The organism is Leucobacter muris, from assembly GCF_004028235.1.
In the GTDB taxonomy this organism is placed as follows: Bacteria; Actinomycetota; Actinomycetes; order Actinomycetales; family Microbacteriaceae; genus Leucobacter; species Leucobacter muris.
In genome coordinates this window covers 2,797,226-2,816,418 of record NZ_CP035037.1, presented here as the reverse complement: position 1 = coordinate 2,816,418, position 19,193 = coordinate 2,797,226, and the positions used below count along the sequence as shown (strand labels likewise).

Annotated in this window: 16 protein-coding genes; 5 read left to right on the top strand and 11 right to left on the bottom strand. The window is 62.2% G+C overall.

Annotated elements, in window-relative coordinates:
* Positions 1-2: 2 nt before the first annotated feature.
* From Leucomu_RS13130 to Leucomu_RS13110, 5 genes are all read left to right on the top strand, one after another.
* Entirely contained in the window at positions 3-3,479 is a 3,477-nt protein-coding gene (locus Leucomu_RS13130) for a DUF7507 domain-containing protein (RefSeq protein ID WP_128387212.1), read from the top strand.
* A 155-nt stretch (positions 3,480-3,634) separates the two neighbouring features.
* Positions 3,635-4,857, top strand: a protein-coding gene (locus tag Leucomu_RS13125; protein WP_128387751.1) for an IS3 family transposase whose coding sequence is annotated in 2 segments (ribosomal slippage) — positions 3,635-3,920 and positions 3,920-4,857 — 1,224 coding nt in all. Because the reading frame shifts where the segments join, the coding sequence is not laid out codon by codon here.
* A gap of 127 nt (positions 4,858-4,984) precedes the next feature.
* A complete protein-coding gene (locus Leucomu_RS13120; protein WP_164884538.1) occupies positions 4,985-6,496 on the top strand; it encodes a SpaH/EbpB family LPXTG-anchored major pilin in 1,512 nt (503 codons plus the stop codon).
* A gap of 173 nt (positions 6,497-6,669) precedes the next feature.
* Positions 6,670-10,146 carry a DUF7507 domain-containing protein gene (locus tag Leucomu_RS13115; protein WP_128387212.1) on the top strand — a complete coding sequence of 1,159 codons (3,477 nt, stop codon included), beginning with the start codon at positions 6,670-6,672 and terminating at the stop codon, positions 10,144-10,146.
* Positions 10,147-10,301: 155 nt separating this feature from the next.
* A protein-coding gene (locus Leucomu_RS13110) for an IS3 family transposase (RefSeq protein ID WP_128387751.1) occupies positions 10,302-11,524 on the top strand; the annotation gives its coding sequence in 2 pieces (ribosomal slippage) (positions 10,302-10,587 and positions 10,587-11,524; 1,224 coding nt in all).
* Here Leucomu_RS13110 and Leucomu_RS13105 read toward each other — a convergent pair.
* The 11 genes from Leucomu_RS13105 to Leucomu_RS13050 all read right to left on the bottom strand — a co-directional run bounded on the left by Leucomu_RS13105 (position 11,510) and on the right by Leucomu_RS13050 (position 19,193).
* Positions 11,510-13,063, bottom strand: coding sequence for a hypothetical protein (locus tag Leucomu_RS13105; RefSeq protein WP_128387496.1), 1,554 nt, complete (start codon positions 13,061-13,063; stop codon positions 11,510-11,512). The genes Leucomu_RS13110 and Leucomu_RS13105 overlap by 15 nt on opposite strands.
* The gene (locus Leucomu_RS13100) at positions 12,993-13,451 is read right to left on the bottom strand and encodes a flagellar biosynthesis protein FlhF (protein ID WP_128387495.1); all 459 of its coding nucleotides are present in this window, start codon (positions 13,449-13,451) and stop codon (positions 12,993-12,995) included. Before Leucomu_RS13100 ends, Leucomu_RS13105 begins: the two co-directional genes overlap by 71 nt.
* An 82-nt stretch (positions 13,452-13,533) precedes the next feature.
* On the bottom strand, positions 13,534-14,787 hold the full coding sequence (locus tag Leucomu_RS13095) for an IS256 family transposase (protein WP_228407350.1): 1,254 nt from the start codon (positions 14,785-14,787) through the stop codon (positions 13,534-13,536).
* Between the two features lie 178 nt (positions 14,788-14,965).
* Positions 14,966-15,232, bottom strand: a complete 267-nt coding sequence (locus tag Leucomu_RS13090) for a hypothetical protein (RefSeq protein WP_128387494.1) — start codon at positions 15,230-15,232, stop codon at positions 14,966-14,968.
* A 17-nt stretch (positions 15,233-15,249) separates the two neighbouring features.
* Positions 15,250-15,477 (bottom strand): hypothetical protein, encoded by a 228-nt coding sequence (locus Leucomu_RS13085; RefSeq protein ID WP_128387493.1) that lies wholly within the window; start codon positions 15,475-15,477, stop codon positions 15,250-15,252.
* 277 nt (positions 15,478-15,754) lie between these two features.
* Positions 15,755-16,054, bottom strand: a complete 300-nt coding sequence (locus Leucomu_RS13080; RefSeq protein ID WP_164884571.1) for an HNH endonuclease — start codon at positions 16,052-16,054, stop codon at positions 15,755-15,757.
* A gap of 81 nt (positions 16,055-16,135) precedes the next feature.
* A complete protein-coding gene (locus Leucomu_RS13075) occupies positions 16,136-16,648 on the bottom strand; it encodes a hypothetical protein (protein WP_128387491.1) in 513 nt (170 codons plus the stop codon).
* A gap of 381 nt (positions 16,649-17,029) precedes the next feature.
* On the bottom strand, positions 17,030-17,668 hold the full coding sequence (locus Leucomu_RS13065) for a hypothetical protein (RefSeq protein ID WP_128387489.1): 639 nt from the start codon (positions 17,666-17,668) through the stop codon (positions 17,030-17,032).
* Entirely contained in the window at positions 17,665-18,309 is a 645-nt protein-coding gene (locus Leucomu_RS13060) for a hypothetical protein (RefSeq protein ID WP_128387488.1), read from the bottom strand. The genes Leucomu_RS13065 and Leucomu_RS13060 overlap by 4 nt, the downstream gene beginning before the upstream one ends.
* Positions 18,310-18,349: 40 nt before the next feature.
* Positions 18,350-18,778 (bottom strand): site-specific DNA-methyltransferase, encoded by a 429-nt coding sequence (locus Leucomu_RS13055; RefSeq protein ID WP_128387487.1) that lies wholly within the window; start codon positions 18,776-18,778, stop codon positions 18,350-18,352.
* 169 nt (positions 18,779-18,947) lie between these two features.
* A complete protein-coding gene (locus tag Leucomu_RS13050) occupies positions 18,948-19,193 on the bottom strand; it encodes a hypothetical protein (RefSeq protein ID WP_128387486.1) in 246 nt (81 codons plus the stop codon).

Here is a 19,193-nt window from a genome sequence, read left to right as displayed (position 1 = left end):
CCTTGAAAGATAACTTCATAACTCGGATGAATGTCCGCCACAGAGCGAAGAGACTGTGCGCTGCGGTACTGGCCTGCACCGCAGTAGTCAGCTTTGCCGGGCTTCAGAAGACCGATGCTACTCACGCCGTCACCCCCGTCTATGGGCTCGAAGGAAGCTGGGCTGCAGGTACTCCGAATCCGCTGCAGCGTGGTACTGAACTCACCGCTGTCTGGCGTTACAACGTTAATGATGCAGACCCTGCACCTGAGAACCATTCGCAGGAGAACGTGGTTGTAACTTTCACGGCGCAAAACGCTGTATTTACTGAGTTACCGTTCGAGTGTCTTACGGACGGGGTAGACCCGTCGTCTGAGATTCAAGGCGATGGGGCCAGGCTCGTGTGCAATCTCGGCACTCGGAATCTCGGTACCGCCGAGCTATTCCTCACGGGCGTCGAGGCGAGAGGTGTGGCCGGTGCTCAAGTGGGCCTCTCAGCGAACGTAGGCGAGCTGGGCGTAAATGAGGTGTCGACCTCGCTGCCGGAGCTGGACATCGTGGCCCCGTTCCGGATGGACATGAAATTCGATGGAGGAAATCCCTTGAATTCACGTGATGGGGACCAGAATGTTCTTAAGTTCCCATGGTCTCTCAGGCACGCTCCGGGTTCGAATGCGGGTCCCGGTACCGTGAGTTACGACCTCACGTTCACTGCGACCGGTGGCGAATCCGTCATGCCATCCGTCGATGGCTGCACGACTCTGGGTTATAAGATTCCGGGGCACCCGTACTCGGGAAAAGGTTTTGATGCAGCCCAGACCGCGCCATTCCCGGCAACGTGTACGTTGGTTCAGCTGGGTTCGAATCAGATGCGTCTGACGCTGACCGGGATCGACTATTCGAAGATGCTTGACCCAACCACGGACTCGAATGGTGTTGCGTTGCCAGCTGAGTGGGACGTGGTCGCTTCCGGTTTGATTTCTGTGCGGTTCACGTATGTAGCTGGCACGGCCATCTCTTTCACGTCAACCGCGCCGACATACACGTCGACCGCGCTTGAAACTAGTTCAGACGACCCGGCGAACAATCAGAATAGGCGGGCGTCGGTTCGCGGAACCTGGTCCGGAGGATGGGATCTCAGGAACATGGCTCCCCCCGTGCAGGGGCGTCTATGGAAGGACACTTACCGCAGCATGGCCGGACAGCCCGTTCTCGCGCAGTCCGGTGTTCGACCCCCCTCCGGTAGCGAGACGCGGACGCAGGTCTGCACGATCCTTGATACAAAGTATGTGACGTTCAATAGCTCTGCGGCGGGTCCGATCTCAGGCGGAGTCGTGACCCCGTATCCGGGGGTTACATATGAGTACTTCACGGGGACGGGCACTGGGGGGATCCTAAACCCCTCGAACTCTGCCTACGATCCGAACAGTTTCCAGTGCGATGGTTCCACGGGGACAGAGTGGCAGGCGACGCTTCCGTCTGATTTGTCGAAGGTGAAGGCGGTCCGCGCCACTTTCCCAGCCTCGGCGAACATTCGTGACGCTGTTGCGTACCTTCGTACGTACTCGACGGTGAAGCCGAACGTTGCTGTCGGGCAAGACATTTGGACCTGGACCAGCTACCGGACGGGATCCAACGCCTGGGTTAACTCCCATCGCACGTCGAACGCGAGTGATGTGCCGGTGCAGGGCACCGTTACTCCTGGTTCGCGGTATGCCTACGCGGGTAGCGGTCGCGATGTTCTGCGGATTGTGACGGGCCGCCCGCTAGTGAAGAAGACGGTTGACCAGTCAATAACGATGCCCGGTGCGACGGTGAACTTCACGATCACGTATCGGGTTAAAGCGCCGGGTGACATAGTGGTGGATAATCTCGATCTGAGGGACGTGCTGCCGGCGGGACTGACATACGTCCCGGGCAGCGCGAGTGTCGCCCCGACGTCAGTGAGCGGGCAGATCTTGTCGTGGAGCATCGGTAGCGTTTCTACGAATACGGATTACACGATTCTGCTGAGCGCGACGGTGGACTCGAATGCGGATCCAGGAGAAGTGTTCAGTACCCGTGTCAAAGCGGTGTTGGCTGGTGCAACTGACGAGGACACGGCATCGACGCGAGTGCGCGACGGGGGTTACACTTTCCTCACGAAAACGGCAGACGCCCAGCAGGTCCCTCATGTGAGTGGTGCCGCGCAGGACGGCTGGACTGTGCGCCTCACCTCTGCGGATTCTGTGGCACAGAGTTTCACCGACACAATCGATGTTCTTCCGTACAACGGTGATGGGCGGGGGACAAGCTTCTCCGGCACCTATCAGCTGTCCGGACCGGTGACTGCAGTTTCTGGCTCGACCGTCTATTACACAACGGCGGATCCGGCGACGTTGGTCGACGATCCGGCGGACCCGACAAACGGTGCAGCGGGTGATCCTTCGGGGAACACGGTGGGTTGGTCGACGACGTTCACGCCCGACGCGACTGGTGTGCGAGTCATTGGCCCTTCTCTGCCTGCGGCGGCATCTCAGGAATTCAAGATTGACATCACCACGACCGGTGCCACTTTCGAAGACATCTACGTGAATCGTGCCGAATCCCGTGCAGCGCGTACGCAACTTAAGATGCGGACTTCGAGCTGGTTCCAGATCGCGGCTGTGAACTCGATCTCGATCAAGAAGTACGTGCAAGATTCCGACGGCGGCTGGCATGACGCGCAGAACGTGGACGACTATCCGACACGATACGCGGGTGACACCGTCCCCTACCGGCTGGTCGTAACCAACACCGGTGACGAGACGCTGACCGATGTGCAAATCACGGATGACCGGGTCGCTCTCGCCTCACTGGACCCGCTGCCGGACGGCCTCGAAGCTGGGGCGATCATCCCCGAACTGCTCCCGGGAGAAGACAACGCGGTCACGATCGACTACTCGATCAAGCTGGGAGACGAGGCCGCAGGCGGGACCCTGGTCAATAACGCGTGTGCGGTTCCTACTGATACAGAGGTCGATGAGCCCTGCGATCCCGCGGGCATCATTGTAGAGACCTCGACGCTCGCGTGGTATTTATCGAACTCAGGAGACGAGGGCAGGTATCTCGCCGGTTCGGAGTGGTCGTTGGTGCGCGTCGATAAGAACGGCGAGCCGATCGGTGCGGCTGTCGAAGTCACGGATTGCGTCGCAGAGACCGGTGCTAATTGCAGTGGTTCTGACGTGAACCCGGAACTAGGAAAAATCAGGATTTCCGGGCTCACTGCGGGCGACTATGTTCTGACACAGACGCGTGCCCCCGCAGGGTATGTTCTTGATGACACCCCGCGTGAGATCACCGTGCGTGGTTATACCGCGTTCCAAAAGTCTTTCAGGAATACGCAGTCGGATGTTCCGCAGTTGCCGCTCACTGGTGGGATGGGAACGTTTGCGATATTCCTCGGGGCCGGCAGTGCTGGTCTTCTGGTCGCGTTCGCGCTGTGGATGCAGCGGCGTCGCTCTCGGGAAGCTATGAGCTAAGAAGACCGGCGGACCTCTGATGGAGGGGGGCGAGTTTCAAAAACGAAACAGGCCCCACCCCCTCTGCCGTGCTTAGCGGAGGGGGTAGGGCCTGGGAAATAAGAATTGAATTGGCCTGGTTTGAGTTCCGATCTTTATACAAGGATGGAACTACGATGCCAAGCAAATATGACCCTGAACTTCGCCAGCGCGCACTTCGGATGCTCGCCGAAGCCCGTCCCGAGCACGAGTCGCTGACCGCGGCCTGCCGACACGTCGGTGGGCTCCTCGGAGTGAGCCCGGAGACGCTGCGCGTGTGGCAGCGCCGCTACGACATCGATACCGGCGCGAAGCCTGGCACCTCGATCGATATGGCCCAGGAGAACCGGCGGTTACGCCGCGAGGTGAGCGAGCTCCGTAAGGCCAACGAGGTACTCAAAGCCGCGAGCGTGTTTTTCGCGAAGGAACTCGACCGGCCACGAACGAAATGATCAGATTCATCGACGAGTACCGTGATCGTTTCGGGGTCGAGTTCCTCTGTCGTACGCTGCGTGCGGCAGTTCGTGGGTTCCTCACCTCCCGCGGATACCGGGCCGCGAAAGCCCGGTCGGCCTCAGCCAGGCAGCTGCGCGACGAGTTGCTCCTCCCTGAGATCCGGCGGCTCCACGCGAAGCACTATGGCGTGTACGGGCGCCGGAAGATGCATGCCCTGCTGAAGCGTGAGGGGTGGAAGATCGGCCGCGACCAGACCGAGCGTCTGATGCGGCTCGCCGGCGTGCGCGGGGTACGGAAATCAAAGCGCGTGTTCACCACACGCCCTAACAAAACGGCGGCACTGCCTGCCGATCTCGTCAACCGGAGATTCGCCGCTGACGGGCCGCGCAAGCTCTGGGTGTGCGACGTGACCTACGTCGCCACCTGGTCTGGGTTCGCCTATGTCGCGTTCGTCACTGACGTGTACTCGCGCAGAATCGTGGGCTGGAATGTCGCTGCGACGCTGAAATCTGAGGTTCTGCCGATGCAGGCACTCGATATGGCTGCGTGGCAATCGGGCGGCAGGCTCGATGGCCTGATCCATCACGCCGATCACGGGTCGAATTACACCGCCATGGTCTATACGGATCGCATTGCGGAACTCGGAGCAGTGCCCTCGACCGGGACGGTCGGCGACAGTTTTGACAATGCCATGGCTGAGGCGGTCAACAACCTCTACAAGACCGAACTGATCCGACAGCAGGGCCCCTGGCGGACGGTTGAGCAGGTCGAACTCGCGACCCTCGAATACGTGTGGTGGTGGAACCATGAGCGCCTTCACGGGGAGCTCGATATGCGTACCCCGATCGAGGTCGAGCAGGCCTACTATACTGAGGCCGAGGAACTTCTGTCACCGACAGGTTGACAGGAAAACCGGTCGGAACTCAAACCAGGCCAATTCAGTAATATTTATGAACGCTGTAGTTCGGTTGGTGGCGTGTTATGGCGTCAGGGGCTTTGGGTCTCCTGCGGCTACGAAAGGAGACGTTCGGGTGGCTGAACGGAAAACGATGCGGCGCGTTGCCGCGATGGTCGGGGCTGTCGGTATGACGGCCATGGTGGGCGCGAGTTCTGCCGCGTTTGCTGCGCCGCAGAACTACGGTAACATCGGCTTTGGCCGGGAAGGCTCGTTGACGGTGCATAAGTACCTGCATCAGGTCAACGGCTCTGACGGTGATATTAGTGAGGCTCCTGCTGCGGGTGATTTCACGGATCCCGTTGAGGGTGTGGTGTTCACGGTGTACCCGCTGCTGAAGGATGGGCAGCCAGTTGACCTGTCTGTGCCGGCGAATTGGGACGCCTTGGGAGACCTTACGCCCGGTGATGGGTGCACGGCACCTGCCGGGTACACGCTTGGTGCCGGGCAGGCGATGCCGACTGCTGATGCGAATGGTGCAGCGAACGTTGCCCTTCCGATCGGCGTGTACCAGGTGTGCGAGACGTCGGCTCCCGCACAGATCATCGATTCCGCGTCTCCGTTCATCGTGACTATTCCGATGCCGCACGAGAACGGCTGGGTGTACGACGTGCACGCCTACCCGAAGAACGGTGAAGGAACGATCGAGAAGACGATCGAGGAGCAGCAGGACACTGGTCTCGGGTCGGTTGTGAAGTTCCCTGTGACGGTTCCGATCCCGACCACTGGTGAGGATTGGACCGGGTTCGCGATTCGCGACACCCTGGATAGTCGTCTTACGCCGGTAGCGCCGGCGGATATGACTGTCACGGTGGACGGTAGCCCGCTTGATGCGAGCTACTACACGCTCACTGTTGATGGTCAGCAGATCACGATGAACTTCACCGCTGCGGGGCTCGCTTGGCTGAATCAGAGCCCGAACGCTCAGGCTGGGAAGAAAATCCAGGTCGTGTTCGCGGGTACGGTGACGACGCTTGGGAACGGTACGATCACCAACGAGGCTGAACTGCGGCCGAACAACCCGGGCTTTGACCCGAGCACGAACCCTCCGGTTCTGTCGAATGAGGTCGAAACGCACTGGGGCAGCCTTGAGGTGCAGAAGCGTGCCGCTGGCACCTCGGGTAACGAGGGCCGCCTGAATGGTGCGGTGTTCGAGGTGTACAACGCTGTTGACCCGTACGCTGCCGACTGCTCGGCAGCGGAAGCTGCCGGCGACCCGGTTGTTGCCAATGGTGAGACGCAGTTCACTTCCGCGGGGACTGGTATTATCTCGATTCCTGGCCTGTTCGTGAGCGATAGCGTGAACCCGGTCATTGATGCGCAGCAGCGCTGCTATGTCCTCAAGGAAGTAGCGGCTCCTGCAGGCTACGTGCTGCCGGCTGACCCGTTCACTGCGGTGACGGTGAAGATTGGTGAGACGACGGTCTCGGACAATGTTGACATCGTGAACACGCAGCAGGGTGTGCCCGAGCTGCCGCTGACGGGTGCCGCGGGTCAGGTCATGCTCATCGCAGCTGGTGTTGCCGCGGTGGCTGTTGCTGCGGGGTTCGTACTAATGAACCGACGTCGACAGAACCAGGACGCCTAAGTTGCAGGGTGTTGTGGTGTGGGCCATGCGAAGGCTCCATGGTCCACGCCACAACACCTTCAGTTCCGGAGCATGGCGACAGTTCCCAACCATCCCTCACCGTGAAGCGCCCGTTAGGGATTACAGGAGGTAAGCGTGCATAGTAATAGTTCTCGAGCTTCGAAAGAATTACCTTGAAAGATAACTTCATAACTCGGATGAATGTCCGCCACAGAGCGAAGAGACTGTGCGCTGCGGTACTGGCCTGCACCGCAGTAGTCAGCTTTGCCGGGCTTCAGAAGACCGATGCTACTCACGCCGTCACCCCCGTCTATGGGCTCGAAGGAAGCTGGGCTGCAGGTACTCCGAATCCGCTGCAGCGTGGTACTGAACTCACCGCTGTCTGGCGTTACAACGTTAATGATGCAGACCCTGCACCTGAGAACCATTCGCAGGAGAACGTGGTTGTAACTTTCACGGCGCAAAACGCTGTATTTACTGAGTTACCGTTCGAGTGTCTTACGGACGGGGTAGACCCGTCGTCTGAGATTCAAGGCGATGGGGCCAGGCTCGTGTGCAATCTCGGCACTCGGAATCTCGGTACCGCCGAGCTATTCCTCACGGGCGTCGAGGCGAGAGGTGTGGCCGGTGCTCAAGTGGGCCTCTCAGCGAACGTAGGCGAGCTGGGCGTAAATGAGGTGTCGACCTCGCTGCCGGAGCTGGACATCGTGGCCCCGTTCCGGATGGACATGAAATTCGATGGAGGAAATCCCTTGAATTCACGTGATGGGGACCAGAATGTTCTTAAGTTCCCATGGTCTCTCAGGCACGCTCCGGGTTCGAATGCGGGTCCCGGTACCGTGAGTTACGACCTCACGTTCACTGCGACCGGTGGCGAATCCGTCATGCCATCCGTCGATGGCTGCACGACTCTGGGTTATAAGATTCCGGGGCACCCGTACTCGGGAAAAGGTTTTGATGCAGCCCAGACCGCGCCATTCCCGGCAACGTGTACGTTGGTTCAGCTGGGTTCGAATCAGATGCGTCTGACGCTGACCGGGATCGACTATTCGAAGATGCTTGACCCAACCACGGACTCGAATGGTGTTGCGTTGCCAGCTGAGTGGGACGTGGTCGCTTCCGGTTTGATTTCTGTGCGGTTCACGTATGTAGCTGGCACGGCCATCTCTTTCACGTCAACCGCGCCGACATACACGTCGACCGCGCTTGAAACTAGTTCAGACGACCCGGCGAACAATCAGAATAGGCGGGCGTCGGTTCGCGGAACCTGGTCCGGAGGATGGGATCTCAGGAACATGGCTCCCCCCGTGCAGGGGCGTCTATGGAAGGACACTTACCGCAGCATGGCCGGACAGCCCGTTCTCGCGCAGTCCGGTGTTCGACCCCCCTCCGGTAGCGAGACGCGGACGCAGGTCTGCACGATCCTTGATACAAAGTATGTGACGTTCAATAGCTCTGCGGCGGGTCCGATCTCAGGCGGAGTCGTGACCCCGTATCCGGGGGTTACATATGAGTACTTCACGGGGACGGGCACTGGGGGGATCCTAAACCCCTCGAACTCTGCCTACGATCCGAACAGTTTCCAGTGCGATGGTTCCACGGGGACAGAGTGGCAGGCGACGCTTCCGTCTGATTTGTCGAAGGTGAAGGCGGTCCGCGCCACTTTCCCAGCCTCGGCGAACATTCGTGACGCTGTTGCGTACCTTCGTACGTACTCGACGGTGAAGCCGAACGTTGCTGTCGGGCAAGACATTTGGACCTGGACCAGCTACCGGACGGGATCCAACGCCTGGGTTAACTCCCATCGCACGTCGAACGCGAGTGATGTGCCGGTGCAGGGCACCGTTACTCCTGGTTCGCGGTATGCCTACGCGGGTAGCGGTCGCGATGTTCTGCGGATTGTGACGGGCCGCCCGCTAGTGAAGAAGACGGTTGACCAGTCAATAACGATGCCCGGTGCGACGGTGAACTTCACGATCACGTATCGGGTTAAAGCGCCGGGTGACATAGTGGTGGATAATCTCGATCTGAGGGACGTGCTGCCGGCGGGACTGACATACGTCCCGGGCAGCGCGAGTGTCGCCCCGACGTCAGTGAGCGGGCAGATCTTGTCGTGGAGCATCGGTAGCGTTTCTACGAATACGGATTACACGATTCTGCTGAGCGCGACGGTGGACTCGAATGCGGATCCAGGAGAAGTGTTCAGTACCCGTGTCAAAGCGGTGTTGGCTGGTGCAACTGACGAGGACACGGCATCGACGCGAGTGCGCGACGGGGGTTACACTTTCCTCACGAAAACGGCAGACGCCCAGCAGGTCCCTCATGTGAGTGGTGCCGCGCAGGACGGCTGGACTGTGCGCCTCACCTCTGCGGATTCTGTGGCACAGAGTTTCACCGACACAATCGATGTTCTTCCGTACAACGGTGATGGGCGGGGGACAAGCTTCTCCGGCACCTATCAGCTGTCCGGACCGGTGACTGCAGTTTCTGGCTCGACCGTCTATTACACAACGGCGGATCCGGCGACGTTGGTCGACGATCCGGCGGACCCGACAAACGGTGCAGCGGGTGATCCTTCGGGGAACACGGTGGGTTGGTCGACGACGTTCACGCCCGACGCGACTGGTGTGCGAGTCATTGGCCCTTCTCTGCCTGCGGCGGCATCTCAGGAATTCAAGATTGACATCACCACGACCGGTGCCACTTTCGAAGACATCTACGTGAATCGTGCCGAATCCCGTGCAGCGCGTACGCAACTTAAGATGCGGACTTCGAGCTGGTTCCAGATCGCGGCTGTGAACTCGATCTCGATCAAGAAGTACGTGCAAGATTCCGACGGCGGCTGGCATGACGCGCAGAACGTGGACGACTATCCGACACGATACGCGGGTGACACCGTCCCCTACCGGCTGGTCGTAACCAACACCGGTGACGAGACGCTGACCGATGTGCAAATCACGGATGACCGGGTCGCTCTCGCCTCACTGGACCCGCTGCCGGACGGCCTCGAAGCTGGGGCGATCATCCCCGAACTGCTCCCGGGAGAAGACAACGCGGTCACGATCGACTACTCGATCAAGCTGGGAGACGAGGCCGCAGGCGGGACCCTGGTCAATAACGCGTGTGCGGTTCCTACTGATACAGAGGTCGATGAGCCCTGCGATCCCGCGGGCATCATTGTAGAGACCTCGACGCTCGCGTGGTATTTATCGAACTCAGGAGACGAGGGCAGGTATCTCGCCGGTTCGGAGTGGTCGTTGGTGCGCGTCGATAAGAACGGCGAGCCGATCGGTGCGGCTGTCGAAGTCACGGATTGCGTCGCAGAGACCGGTGCTAATTGCAGTGGTTCTGACGTGAACCCGGAACTAGGAAAAATCAGGATTTCCGGGCTCACTGCGGGCGACTATGTTCTGACACAGACGCGTGCCCCCGCAGGGTATGTTCTTGATGACACCCCGCGTGAGATCACCGTGCGTGGTTATACCGCGTTCCAAAAGTCTTTCAGGAATACGCAGTCGGATGTTCCGCAGTTGCCGCTCACTGGTGGGATGGGAACGTTTGCGATATTCCTCGGGGCCGGCAGTGCTGGTCTTCTGGTCGCGTTCGCGCTGTGGATGCAGCGGCGTCGCTCTCGGGAAGCTATGAGCTAAGAAGACCGGCGGACCTCTGATGGAGGGGGGCGAGTTTCAAAAACGAAACAGGCCCCACCCCCTCTGCCGTGCTTAGCGGAGGGGGTAGGGCCTGGGAAATAAGAATTGAATTGGCCTGGTTTGAGTTCCGATCTTTATACAAGGATGGAACTACGATGCCAAGCAAATATGACCCTGAACTTCGCCAGCGCGCACTTCGGATGCTCGCCGAAGCCCGTCCCGAGCACGAGTCGCTGACCGCGGCCTGCCGACACGTCGGTGGGCTCCTCGGAGTGAGCCCGGAGACGCTGCGCGTGTGGCAGCGCCGCTACGACATCGATACCGGCGCGAAGCCTGGCACCTCGATCGATATGGCCCAGGAGAACCGGCGGTTACGCCGCGAGGTGAGCGAGCTCCGTAAGGCCAACGAGGTACTCAAAGCCGCGAGCGTGTTTTTCGCGAAGGAACTCGACCGGCCACGAACGAAATGATCAGATTCATCGACGAGTACCGTGATCGTTTCGGGGTCGAGTTCCTCTGTCGTACGCTGCGTGCGGCAGTTCGTGGGTTCCTCACCTCCCGCGGATACCGGGCCGCGAAAGCCCGGTCGGCCTCAGCCAGGCAGCTGCGCGACGAGTTGCTCCTCCCTGAGATCCGGCGGCTCCACGCGAAGCACTATGGCGTGTACGGGCGCCGGAAGATGCATGCCCTGCTGAAGCGTGAGGGGTGGAAGATCGGCCGCGACCAGACCGAGCGTCTGATGCGGCTCGCCGGCGTGCGCGGGGTACGGAAATCAAAGCGCGTGTTCACCACACGCCCTAACAAAACGGCGGCACTGCCTGCCGATCTCGTCAACCGGAGATTCGCCGCTGACGGGCCGCGCAAGCTCTGGGTGTGCGACGTGACCTACGTCGCCACCTGGTCTGGGTTCGCCTATGTCGCGTTCGTCACTGACGTGTACTCGCGCAGAATCGTGGGCTGGAATGTCGCTGCGACGCTGAAATCTGAGGTTCTGCCGATGCAGGCACTCGATATGGCTGCGTGGCAATCGGGCGGCAGGCTCGATGGCCTGATCCATCACGCCGATCACGGGTCGAATTACACCGCCATGGTCTATACGGATCGCATTGCGGAACTCGGAGCAGTGCCCTCGACCGGGACGGTCGGCGACAGTTTTGACAATGCCATGGCTGAGGCGGTCAACAACCTCTACAAGACCGAACTGATCCGACAGCAGGGCCCCTGGCGGACGGTTGAGCAGGTCGAACTCGCGACCCTCGAATACGTGTGGTGGTGGAACCATGAGCGCCTTCACGGGGAGCTCGATATGCGTACCCCGATCGAGGTCGAGCAGGCCTACTATACTGAGGCCGAGGAACTTCTGTCACCGACAGGTTGACAGGAAAACCGGTCGGAACTCAAACCAGGCCAATTCAGGCTCCCGCTTCGGGGAAGCTTCGGACTTGATCACGCCCCACACCGCCCAAGTCACGGACTGGGCGTGCGAGATCGGCTTCGTCGGGTCAGACGGCTCCCATGTGAAGCCGGCGCGGCCGATCGCTCGAGTCGTCGCGAGCTCGAGCGACTTCGTCACCTCGGCCTGATCCCGGTGCAGCACGAGGCCGTCGTTCGACATCTCGATGAAGATCGAGTGCGCGGCGGCGAGCTCGTCAATGCTCATCGGCAGGTACTTCACGCCGACACGGTCGAGATCCGCAAGGATCATCGCCGCGTTCTTCGGGTCGACCACCACGAGAGCGTTCCCAAGCTCAGCCTTGAGTGCTTTCACGTCGTCGGCGACCCAGCGCACCTTGCGGTCGGTCTTGTGGTGCTCGACCGCGATGTGCTCGTCGTCGACGCGGATCGCTTTCGAGATCGTCGCGTACCCGCCACCACGGCCGACGGCGATCGCGATCACGCCCCCGTCGCCCTTCACCGGGTGGTCGCCCGCGACGCGCTTCCACACCGCGATGTCGAGCTCGGAGAGCTGCTCCGCTTCCTCTTCGCGTCGGTTCGGCCAGATCGAGAACCGCAGCCGCTTCACCGATTCCGGGTCGAGACGCGAAATCTCATCCTCGATGGTCGCCCGAGTCAGGCCCGGCCGGTAGCCCAGGCCGGGATTCCCGGCCCGCCACACCTCAGGATCTCGAATGTCGATCTTCGCCGCGACGTCTGGGTCGTGCGACCCCTTCGGGTTGAACTCCGCCCACCCGGTGCGCGGGTCAGTTCCTGCCCGGCCACGGTCGCGCACTCCTTCGAAGTACTCCGAGTTGTTCAGTTCGTCAGGGACGGTGCCGGTGAAGAGTGCCTGCGTGTTGTCCACCGCTGACATGGTCGGCAGCAGCGCATCCATAGCGGGCTGCGGGGTCTCCTGCGCCTCGTCCACGACAAGGACATCGACGGTGAAGCCGACGCCCGCGTTTCGCGACCTGGCCATGAAGATGAGCCGGTTGCCGTTCGCGAGCTCGAAGCCGCGCCACTGGTTGTTGTCCTTGATGCCACGCTCACCGCCCAGCAGCTCGCCCATGAGCAGCGGCGACGAGGTGATGACCCGCTTCAGGCGCCGGAAGGCCTCGATGGCGGTCTTCACCTCGTGCGCGGAGTGCAGGATCGTCTTCGGCTCCCCGTCAGCCTTCGGCCACAGAAACAGGTGCGCGAGCTCGAACGGCAAGATGATGTTGCCCTTGCCGTTCTGCCGGCTCACGAGCACACCGAACTCCGTGCACACCCACCGATCTGAGGCATCGATCGAGAGAATCGCGTCGAGCGTGAGCTCCTGCCACGGATCCTCCCGCAAGCCGGCGACCGCAGCGAGGTCGAGGGCCTCGCCCACCCGGGATCCGGCCCGGTCTGGGACACGGAGGAGGCTAGGCTCCTGCAGCCCGAGCAGCTTCTCGCTGCTCCCGCTCTGCCCTGGCAGCAGCAAGCTGGTCTTCAAGGGTGACCCCCTTCGTCGACTGGCCATTGCCCTGAATCTCGGAAATCTCCCGCAGGATCTCCCGCTGCTCCCGCAACGCGAGGTACGCGCGCGTCGGATCGGTCGTCGTCAACGCGGCAACCACCGAACGCGACTGCTCGAGCATCTCCCGCAACGTCTCCAGCCGGGAAACGTGCCCCTCAGGCGTCGTCGGCACCGGCTCAACAACAACCGGTGCCTTCTCGGCTTCGCGAGCGACCTGCTTCTCCCGCCGAACCTCAGCCGAGTTAGAACGCTCACGCGAATTCGCGCGCTTCGCATCCCTACACGCATCACACACCGGCGACTTCTCCCGCAGATGCCGCCGATACGCCGCGTACGTCCCACACGGGGCCTTCGGACGCGCCATATCGCACCCCCTTAACTCAATTCGCACCCCTCGCGAATTCGCAGGGTCTGTCCGATAAACGGTGTGTGGGATCCGGCGGTTTTCATTCGTGAGTGGTTTTCTCGAACCGTCCGGCGAAGGTGATCGCGAACGCGTTCAGCGCGGGCTTCCACCTCATCACCCAGCGTGCCCTTCCGCCGCCAGTCGGGTCAAGCGACCGCGTCACGAGGTAGAGACATTTCAGCGCGGCGGCCTCGTTGGGAAAGTGCCCCCGAGCTCTCACGGCGCGCCGATAGCGAGCGTTGATTGACTCGATCGCGTTGGTCGTGCAGATCACCCGCCGGATCTCGACGTCATACTCAAGGAACGGCACGAACTCCGCCCAGCTGTTCTTCCAGAGCTGCACGATCGCCGGATACCGTCCGCCCCACTCGGCGGCGAACTCCTCGAACCGATCCTTCGCCGCCTGCTCCGACGGGGCCGTGTAGACGGGTTTGAGGGAACGGACGATCGCGTCGCGGTGTTGCCGCCCGGCGTAGCGGAAGCTGTTGCGGATCAGATGGACGATGCACTGCTGGACGACCGTTTGCTCCCAAGTGGTGTTGATCGCCTCCGGGAGACCCTTCAGCCCGTCGCAGACCGCGATGAGCACGTCCTCGACACCCCGGTTCTTCAGCTCGGTGAACACCTGCAGCCAGAACCTCGCACCCTCCTGACCGTCACCGGCCCAGATGCCGAGGATGTCGCGTTCCCCGTTCACGGTGACGCCCATCACGACATAGAACGGGGTGTTCCTCACCTGCCCGTCACGGACCTTCACCACGATCGCGTCGACGAAGATCACCGGGTAGAGCGCATCCAACGGCCTGCTCGACCATTCGGCGAGTTCCCCGGCGACCTTCTCGGTGATCCGGCTGATCGTGTCCTTGGAGACCTTCGCCCCATAGACCTCGTCGAAATGCGCAGCGATCTCACCGGTCGTCAACCCCCGAGCGGAAAGGGACAGAACGATCTGATCGATGCCGTCCAGTCGGCGTTTCCGCTTGGGGACGATCACCGGCTCGAACGACCCGTCTCGATCTCGCGGGACTTCGATCTCGACGGGGCCGATCTCTGTCAGCACCGTCTTGACCCGCGTCCCGTTACGCATGTTCTCGCCGATTGGGGTCCCGCCGTGCTCGTGGCCGAGGTGCTCGGTCAACTCGGCATTCAGCGCGGTCTCGAGGACGTTCTTCGTGAGCTGGCTGAGCAGGCCGCCCGGCCCCGTCAGGCTCACGCCCTGCTCCTTCGCCTGCGCGAGCAAGCGTTCTGCGAGTTCTTTCTGATCGATGATCTCCCCGGTCACGGGATCAATCATCTCGTCGTCAACAACGACAGTGGTCGTGTCAGCCACGGCCATCTCCTTTCGGATCAGGCCGGACCCTCACACACCATTATTCAGACAGTCCCAAGACGCACGGGGGGATACCTGCCTCGGCCGAGCGGGAGAGTGGCAGCGGAGGGGTGGTCCTGGATTTTTCAGGGGGGGGAGGGGGTCAGGCGTGTGGGCAGTCGAGGACGCACTGCGCGGCACTGCGCCCTTCGGGGCAGGCGTGCGGGTCGTGCGTGATGCTCTTGAGTTCGTCGCGGAGCTCTGCGGCTGCGCGCTCAAGTGCTTCTGCGATGACGATGCGCCCGGCTTTGGTGTAGGAAGCGACGAGTTCGCCGGTGATGGGGATCTCGATGGTTCCGATCTCGAACGGTGTCCCGTTGAAGATGGATGCGTGGAGCTTGATAGGGATCGTGCCGAGGGTGCTGGCCATGGTGGGTTCCTTCTGGTTCAGGCGACGCGGTCGCGGTCGACGGTGACCGCGCACGGTGCAGCTTCTGCGAGCATCTCGTCATAGGCAGGGTGGTCGGTGGCTGCGGTGGTGGCGTAGACGGGGCCGGTGCGGCCTCGTGCGGCCCAGGTCGTGCTGGGCGTGACGGTGACGTGATGGCGCCAGCCGCGCTGCTTCGCGTACTCGGCGGCGTCGTGCATGGAGACTGCGAGGATGATCGGGTTCACTTGCCCTCCTCGTACTCGCTGCGTCGGCGCCCGCGCCATGGGTGACCCTTCGGGATGGTGAAGCGTGCTCGCCGAGTGAGAAGTGTGCAGTGTCCGCTGCTGTAGTCCCTGACGGGGTCCCCGTCAGCGTCGGGCACAGGTACGTGGGCGATGATCTGGTGGCCGTTGATCTGCCTGATCGGCTTGTCGAGCAGTGCCGCATTGGACCATGCTCGGGGCCCGGTCGTGATGATGGGGCCAAGGACCCGCGCTGCAAGTTCTCTGAAGTCGGGGTCTTTCACGTTGCCTCCCAGATCTCGACTTGGGCGGCGTCGCCCTTGTCTCGGTTGCACTTCCGATGGAACGGGTGCAGGTCTTGCTTCACGAGGTGCCCACCGTTCGCGAGCGCGTCCGGGTGGTCGGCGGTGAACGACATCGGATCCGTGTAGGGGAGGGTCGTGTCGATGGGTTGTCCGCAGCCGTAGTCGCTGCCCCATCCACAGGGGAGGTTGTCTCGGGCGGTGCGGCGCTTGAGCGCGGCCTGCTTGCGGCGGTACGCGCGGTGGCCGTGGCCGTTGCGGATCTGCTGGGTACCCACTGACTCCTCCTGGGGCATGCAGAAGCCCCGGGGCCGATGTGGCTAACCGGGGCTCTGGCAGGTGGATCTACTGGTTGATGCTCAACCGAACACGTTGACGTCGACGCCGTCAGCCCCCCGGATGACGACCGTTTCGAGGTCGGGGACATTCTGTGCGGTAAGGCTGAGGATGTTCTGGCCCATCTCCTGGGCAGTCGGCTTGTCGATCGTCTCTTGGACATAGACGCGGATAGTGCCGTCGTACATGTCTTCCCACTCGGTAATCGCGTAGATCGGCTTGGTGACTCCATCCGCGGCGGCGAGCTCGATCAGATCTGATGCTCCCCACGCGTTGAGATACTCCTGATGAGTGCGGGCCGCCAGGTCACTTGCGGGAGCGGCATCCTCGACCGGTGCTTCAGTAACTGGCGCTGGCTCAGGGGTGGCCATTTCGCGTGGCGCAGCCACCGGCGATTCCTCTTTCGCTTCGGTGCGGTCGGGACCTCCGGTGATCGCCTGCACTCCTCCGCTTATGATCCCGACAGCGAGGAATGCTCCGATCGCGATTGCCCACCATGTGCGGTACCAGGGCTTCTTGGTAGCGGGTTCATTCATGGCTCTCACGATAGCCGACGGTGTGCGCGGGCTTTGGGCGCCCTTGCCCGACGCACACCGCGGGTCGGAAGGAATGAGAAAGGGCCGGTGCCGCGAGATGCTGTCTCGCGTCCGGCCCACTTGCTCAACACTCAAGGTAGGGGGTGACACTAGTCCCTCGTCAAGAACTCGTGTCCGTCGGCGTGTCGCCCGTGATTCTGCGCATCCTCCACTGGTGCGCTGGCCAGGCTTTCAGTGCTCTTCGGTAGTAAGCGAAGAGCACCTCGCGGTGGACTCGCTTGCGGCCGTCAGGGTCGAGGCGCATGGGCATGCCGTGCCGGTTGTGCCAGCGTTGGAGTGCGCGCACGGACCGGTTGACCTCTCGCGCGGCTTCCCGGTAGGTCAGCCATCCGTCCATAGGTGGGGGTAGTCCTTCCAAGGCCAGGCGTCGCGGCAGGCGTCGCAGCGCATCGTAGGTTCGTCCGCGGAGATCTCGAAGGTGGCATGGAGCATGCGCTCGCCGCAGGTAGGGCAAGGCCGGGGACGGTAGGCCCGAAACTTCGGCTCTGCTCGTGGGTAGCGCTTCCGCATCTCCCTGATCGTGCCGACGAGGTGTTCGGGGGAGTCGCCGAGCTTCCCGTCTGCCGCGATCTGTTCCAGGTGGTGGAGCTGCGCTATCAGCCAGGTGCGGATCTCACCCACCCACGCGAACGCCTCGTCAGGGCGACAAGACGGGAGCCCCTGAGGTTCCGTTGCTCCTTGCCAGTATCGGCCGCGTACGGGGCGCGGGGCGGGCGCTCCGGTGTGCTCCGCTACCTCCCGAGCGAACAGGATCAGTTCGGCGTACAGGGCGTCCGCGTCGTCGGCCGGGTCCACGTTGTAGGGGAGACGTGCAGGGTCGCTGCCACCCGACACCCGTACTGCTTCGGTGTCCTGCGCGCGCACCGTGGTTTCGACGATCTCGCGCATGTGCAGGATCTGGAACGGGGCCTGGTCGAGGTGCCAGCGGAACCACTCGGACCAGGTGCGGTCAGTGGTCACGTCAGCTCACCCCGCTTCGCCGCTGAACTGATTCTGGTAGCAGCCTCCAGAAGTAGCGCCCAGGTGCGATCCCGATCGGACTGCGGCAGGCCGTCCCACAGCTCGTCAGTCCAATCCTCACGGCGCAGCACATCGGCCACCTTCTCTGGGTCGAGCACCGGCTGCGCAGCGAAGCGGTGCGAGCAGTCCATCTTGTGGCCCTCGGATCGATGGCACTCGGCGCACCCGCTCGGCCTCTGCGGGGTGCCTGCTACCGTTGCCTGGTGACTGCGCCCCTCGTCTTCTGGACCATCTTCACGGCCGCCGCGATCGTCATCTCCGCCGTGACCGCTATCGTCGCTTACCGTCGGAGTCGACGCGACCGGTGACGGCTCCTGCGGGGCGACACCAACAGCAGCGGTGAGAGCATCGCGCATGTCGCCTCGGATCATGCGACGCACCTCCTCGCCTAGGTCTCGCCACTCCTCCACCGTCTCGCACGAGAATGCGATGGATGCTCGCTCGATCTGTTCCTCGGTGGGGTCGCCCACGAGCAGGCCAGCAGCACGGAGGCGGGCGACGATTCGATGCGACAGCCAGACGCGCTCGGGAAAGGGGTGCAGCACCTCCTCGATGATCCGCTCGGCGGTCATTTTCGACATCACGCCGCCTCCTTCCTTTGACTTGTTGCGTTTCGGATCTTCATGCACTCTCGACAATGACGAGATCCCTTGCCACCAACTCGATAGGTGTTCTCGGGCGTGTATTCGTGGCCCCGCGAGCAATGTGTCTTCCGACCCATCCCATGCGTCCCGTGGCGAGCGCGTCATGCATGCGCCAGTCGATGAACGCGAGCAGGTGCCCACCAGGGCGGAGCACGCGGCGCGCCTCCCACCCGAACTCGCGCATCGTCCACACGAACCCACGCGTGCTCATGCCGTCGCCCGCGATCCAGGCGTCGTCTTCCATGCTGTGGATCATGCTCTTGCGGAGCGATCGCGCAGCCTCGCGGCGGCCACCGCTCGAGAACGGCGGATCCGTGACGATCGTGTCGACCGATCCGTCAGGGAGCCTCCTCATCTCCGCGAGCGCTTCGCCAAGGATCATGTTCCCCGTCGCCCTGGCGCTCATGCTGCACCGCCTCGGTGCTCGTCCGCCGACTTCTCGACGCGCTGATCCGCGCGGAACGCGGCGTGGCAGTCCTCGCACGTCGACCCTGACTGGACGATCGGCGCGGAGGAGCGCCCGCAGTAGGTCGCGCCAGGGCTGAGGCCGGGCATGCAGGTGCGCTCGTTGCTCTTCACAGCACGACCTCCCCGCCCTCAGCGACGACCATGCCGTGCACCATGCGCAGACCACGCTCGGCCATGTCCTCCGCGATCGCCCGATCCGCGGCCTCGGCTGCCTCGACAAGTTCGAGTGCGAGGTCGCGGGCCTGCTCCGACGAGTAGGTGGTGCGCTTCTTCTCCTGCCGGAGTTCGACCTGGCATTCGTCGGTGACCTGCACCTCTGCGATGTCGATGACGATGCTTTCTCTGATAGCCAT

What these genes read in the sequence shown, in the direction of transcription:
- Leucomu_RS13060 (WP_128387488.1), bottom strand. Translation starts at nt 18,309, where the DNA reads ATGTCGAAAATGACCGCCGAGCGGATCATCGAGGAGGTGCTGCACCCC.
- Leucomu_RS13055 (WP_128387487.1), bottom strand. Translation starts at nt 18,778, where the DNA reads ATGAGCGCCAGGGCGACGGGGAACATGATCCTTGGCGAAGCGCTCGCG.
- Leucomu_RS13095 (WP_228407350.1), bottom strand. Translation starts at nt 14,787, where the DNA reads ATGATTGATCCCGTGACCGGGGAGATCATCGATCAGAAAGAACTCGCA.
- Leucomu_RS13090 (WP_128387494.1), bottom strand. Translation starts at nt 15,232, where the DNA reads ATGGCCAGCACCCTCGGCACGATCCCTATCAAGCTCCACGCATCCATC.
- Leucomu_RS13050 (WP_128387486.1), bottom strand. Translation starts at nt 19,193, where the DNA reads ATGGCTATCAGAGAAAGCATCGTCATCGACATCGCAGAGGTGCAGGTC.
- Leucomu_RS13075 (WP_128387491.1), bottom strand. Translation starts at nt 16,648, where the DNA reads ATGAATGAACCCGCTACCAAGAAGCCCTGGTACCGCACATGGTGGGCA.
- Leucomu_RS13100 (WP_128387495.1), bottom strand. Translation starts at nt 13,451, where the DNA reads ATGGCGCGTCCGAAGGCCCCGTGTGGGACGTACGCGGCGTATCGGCGG.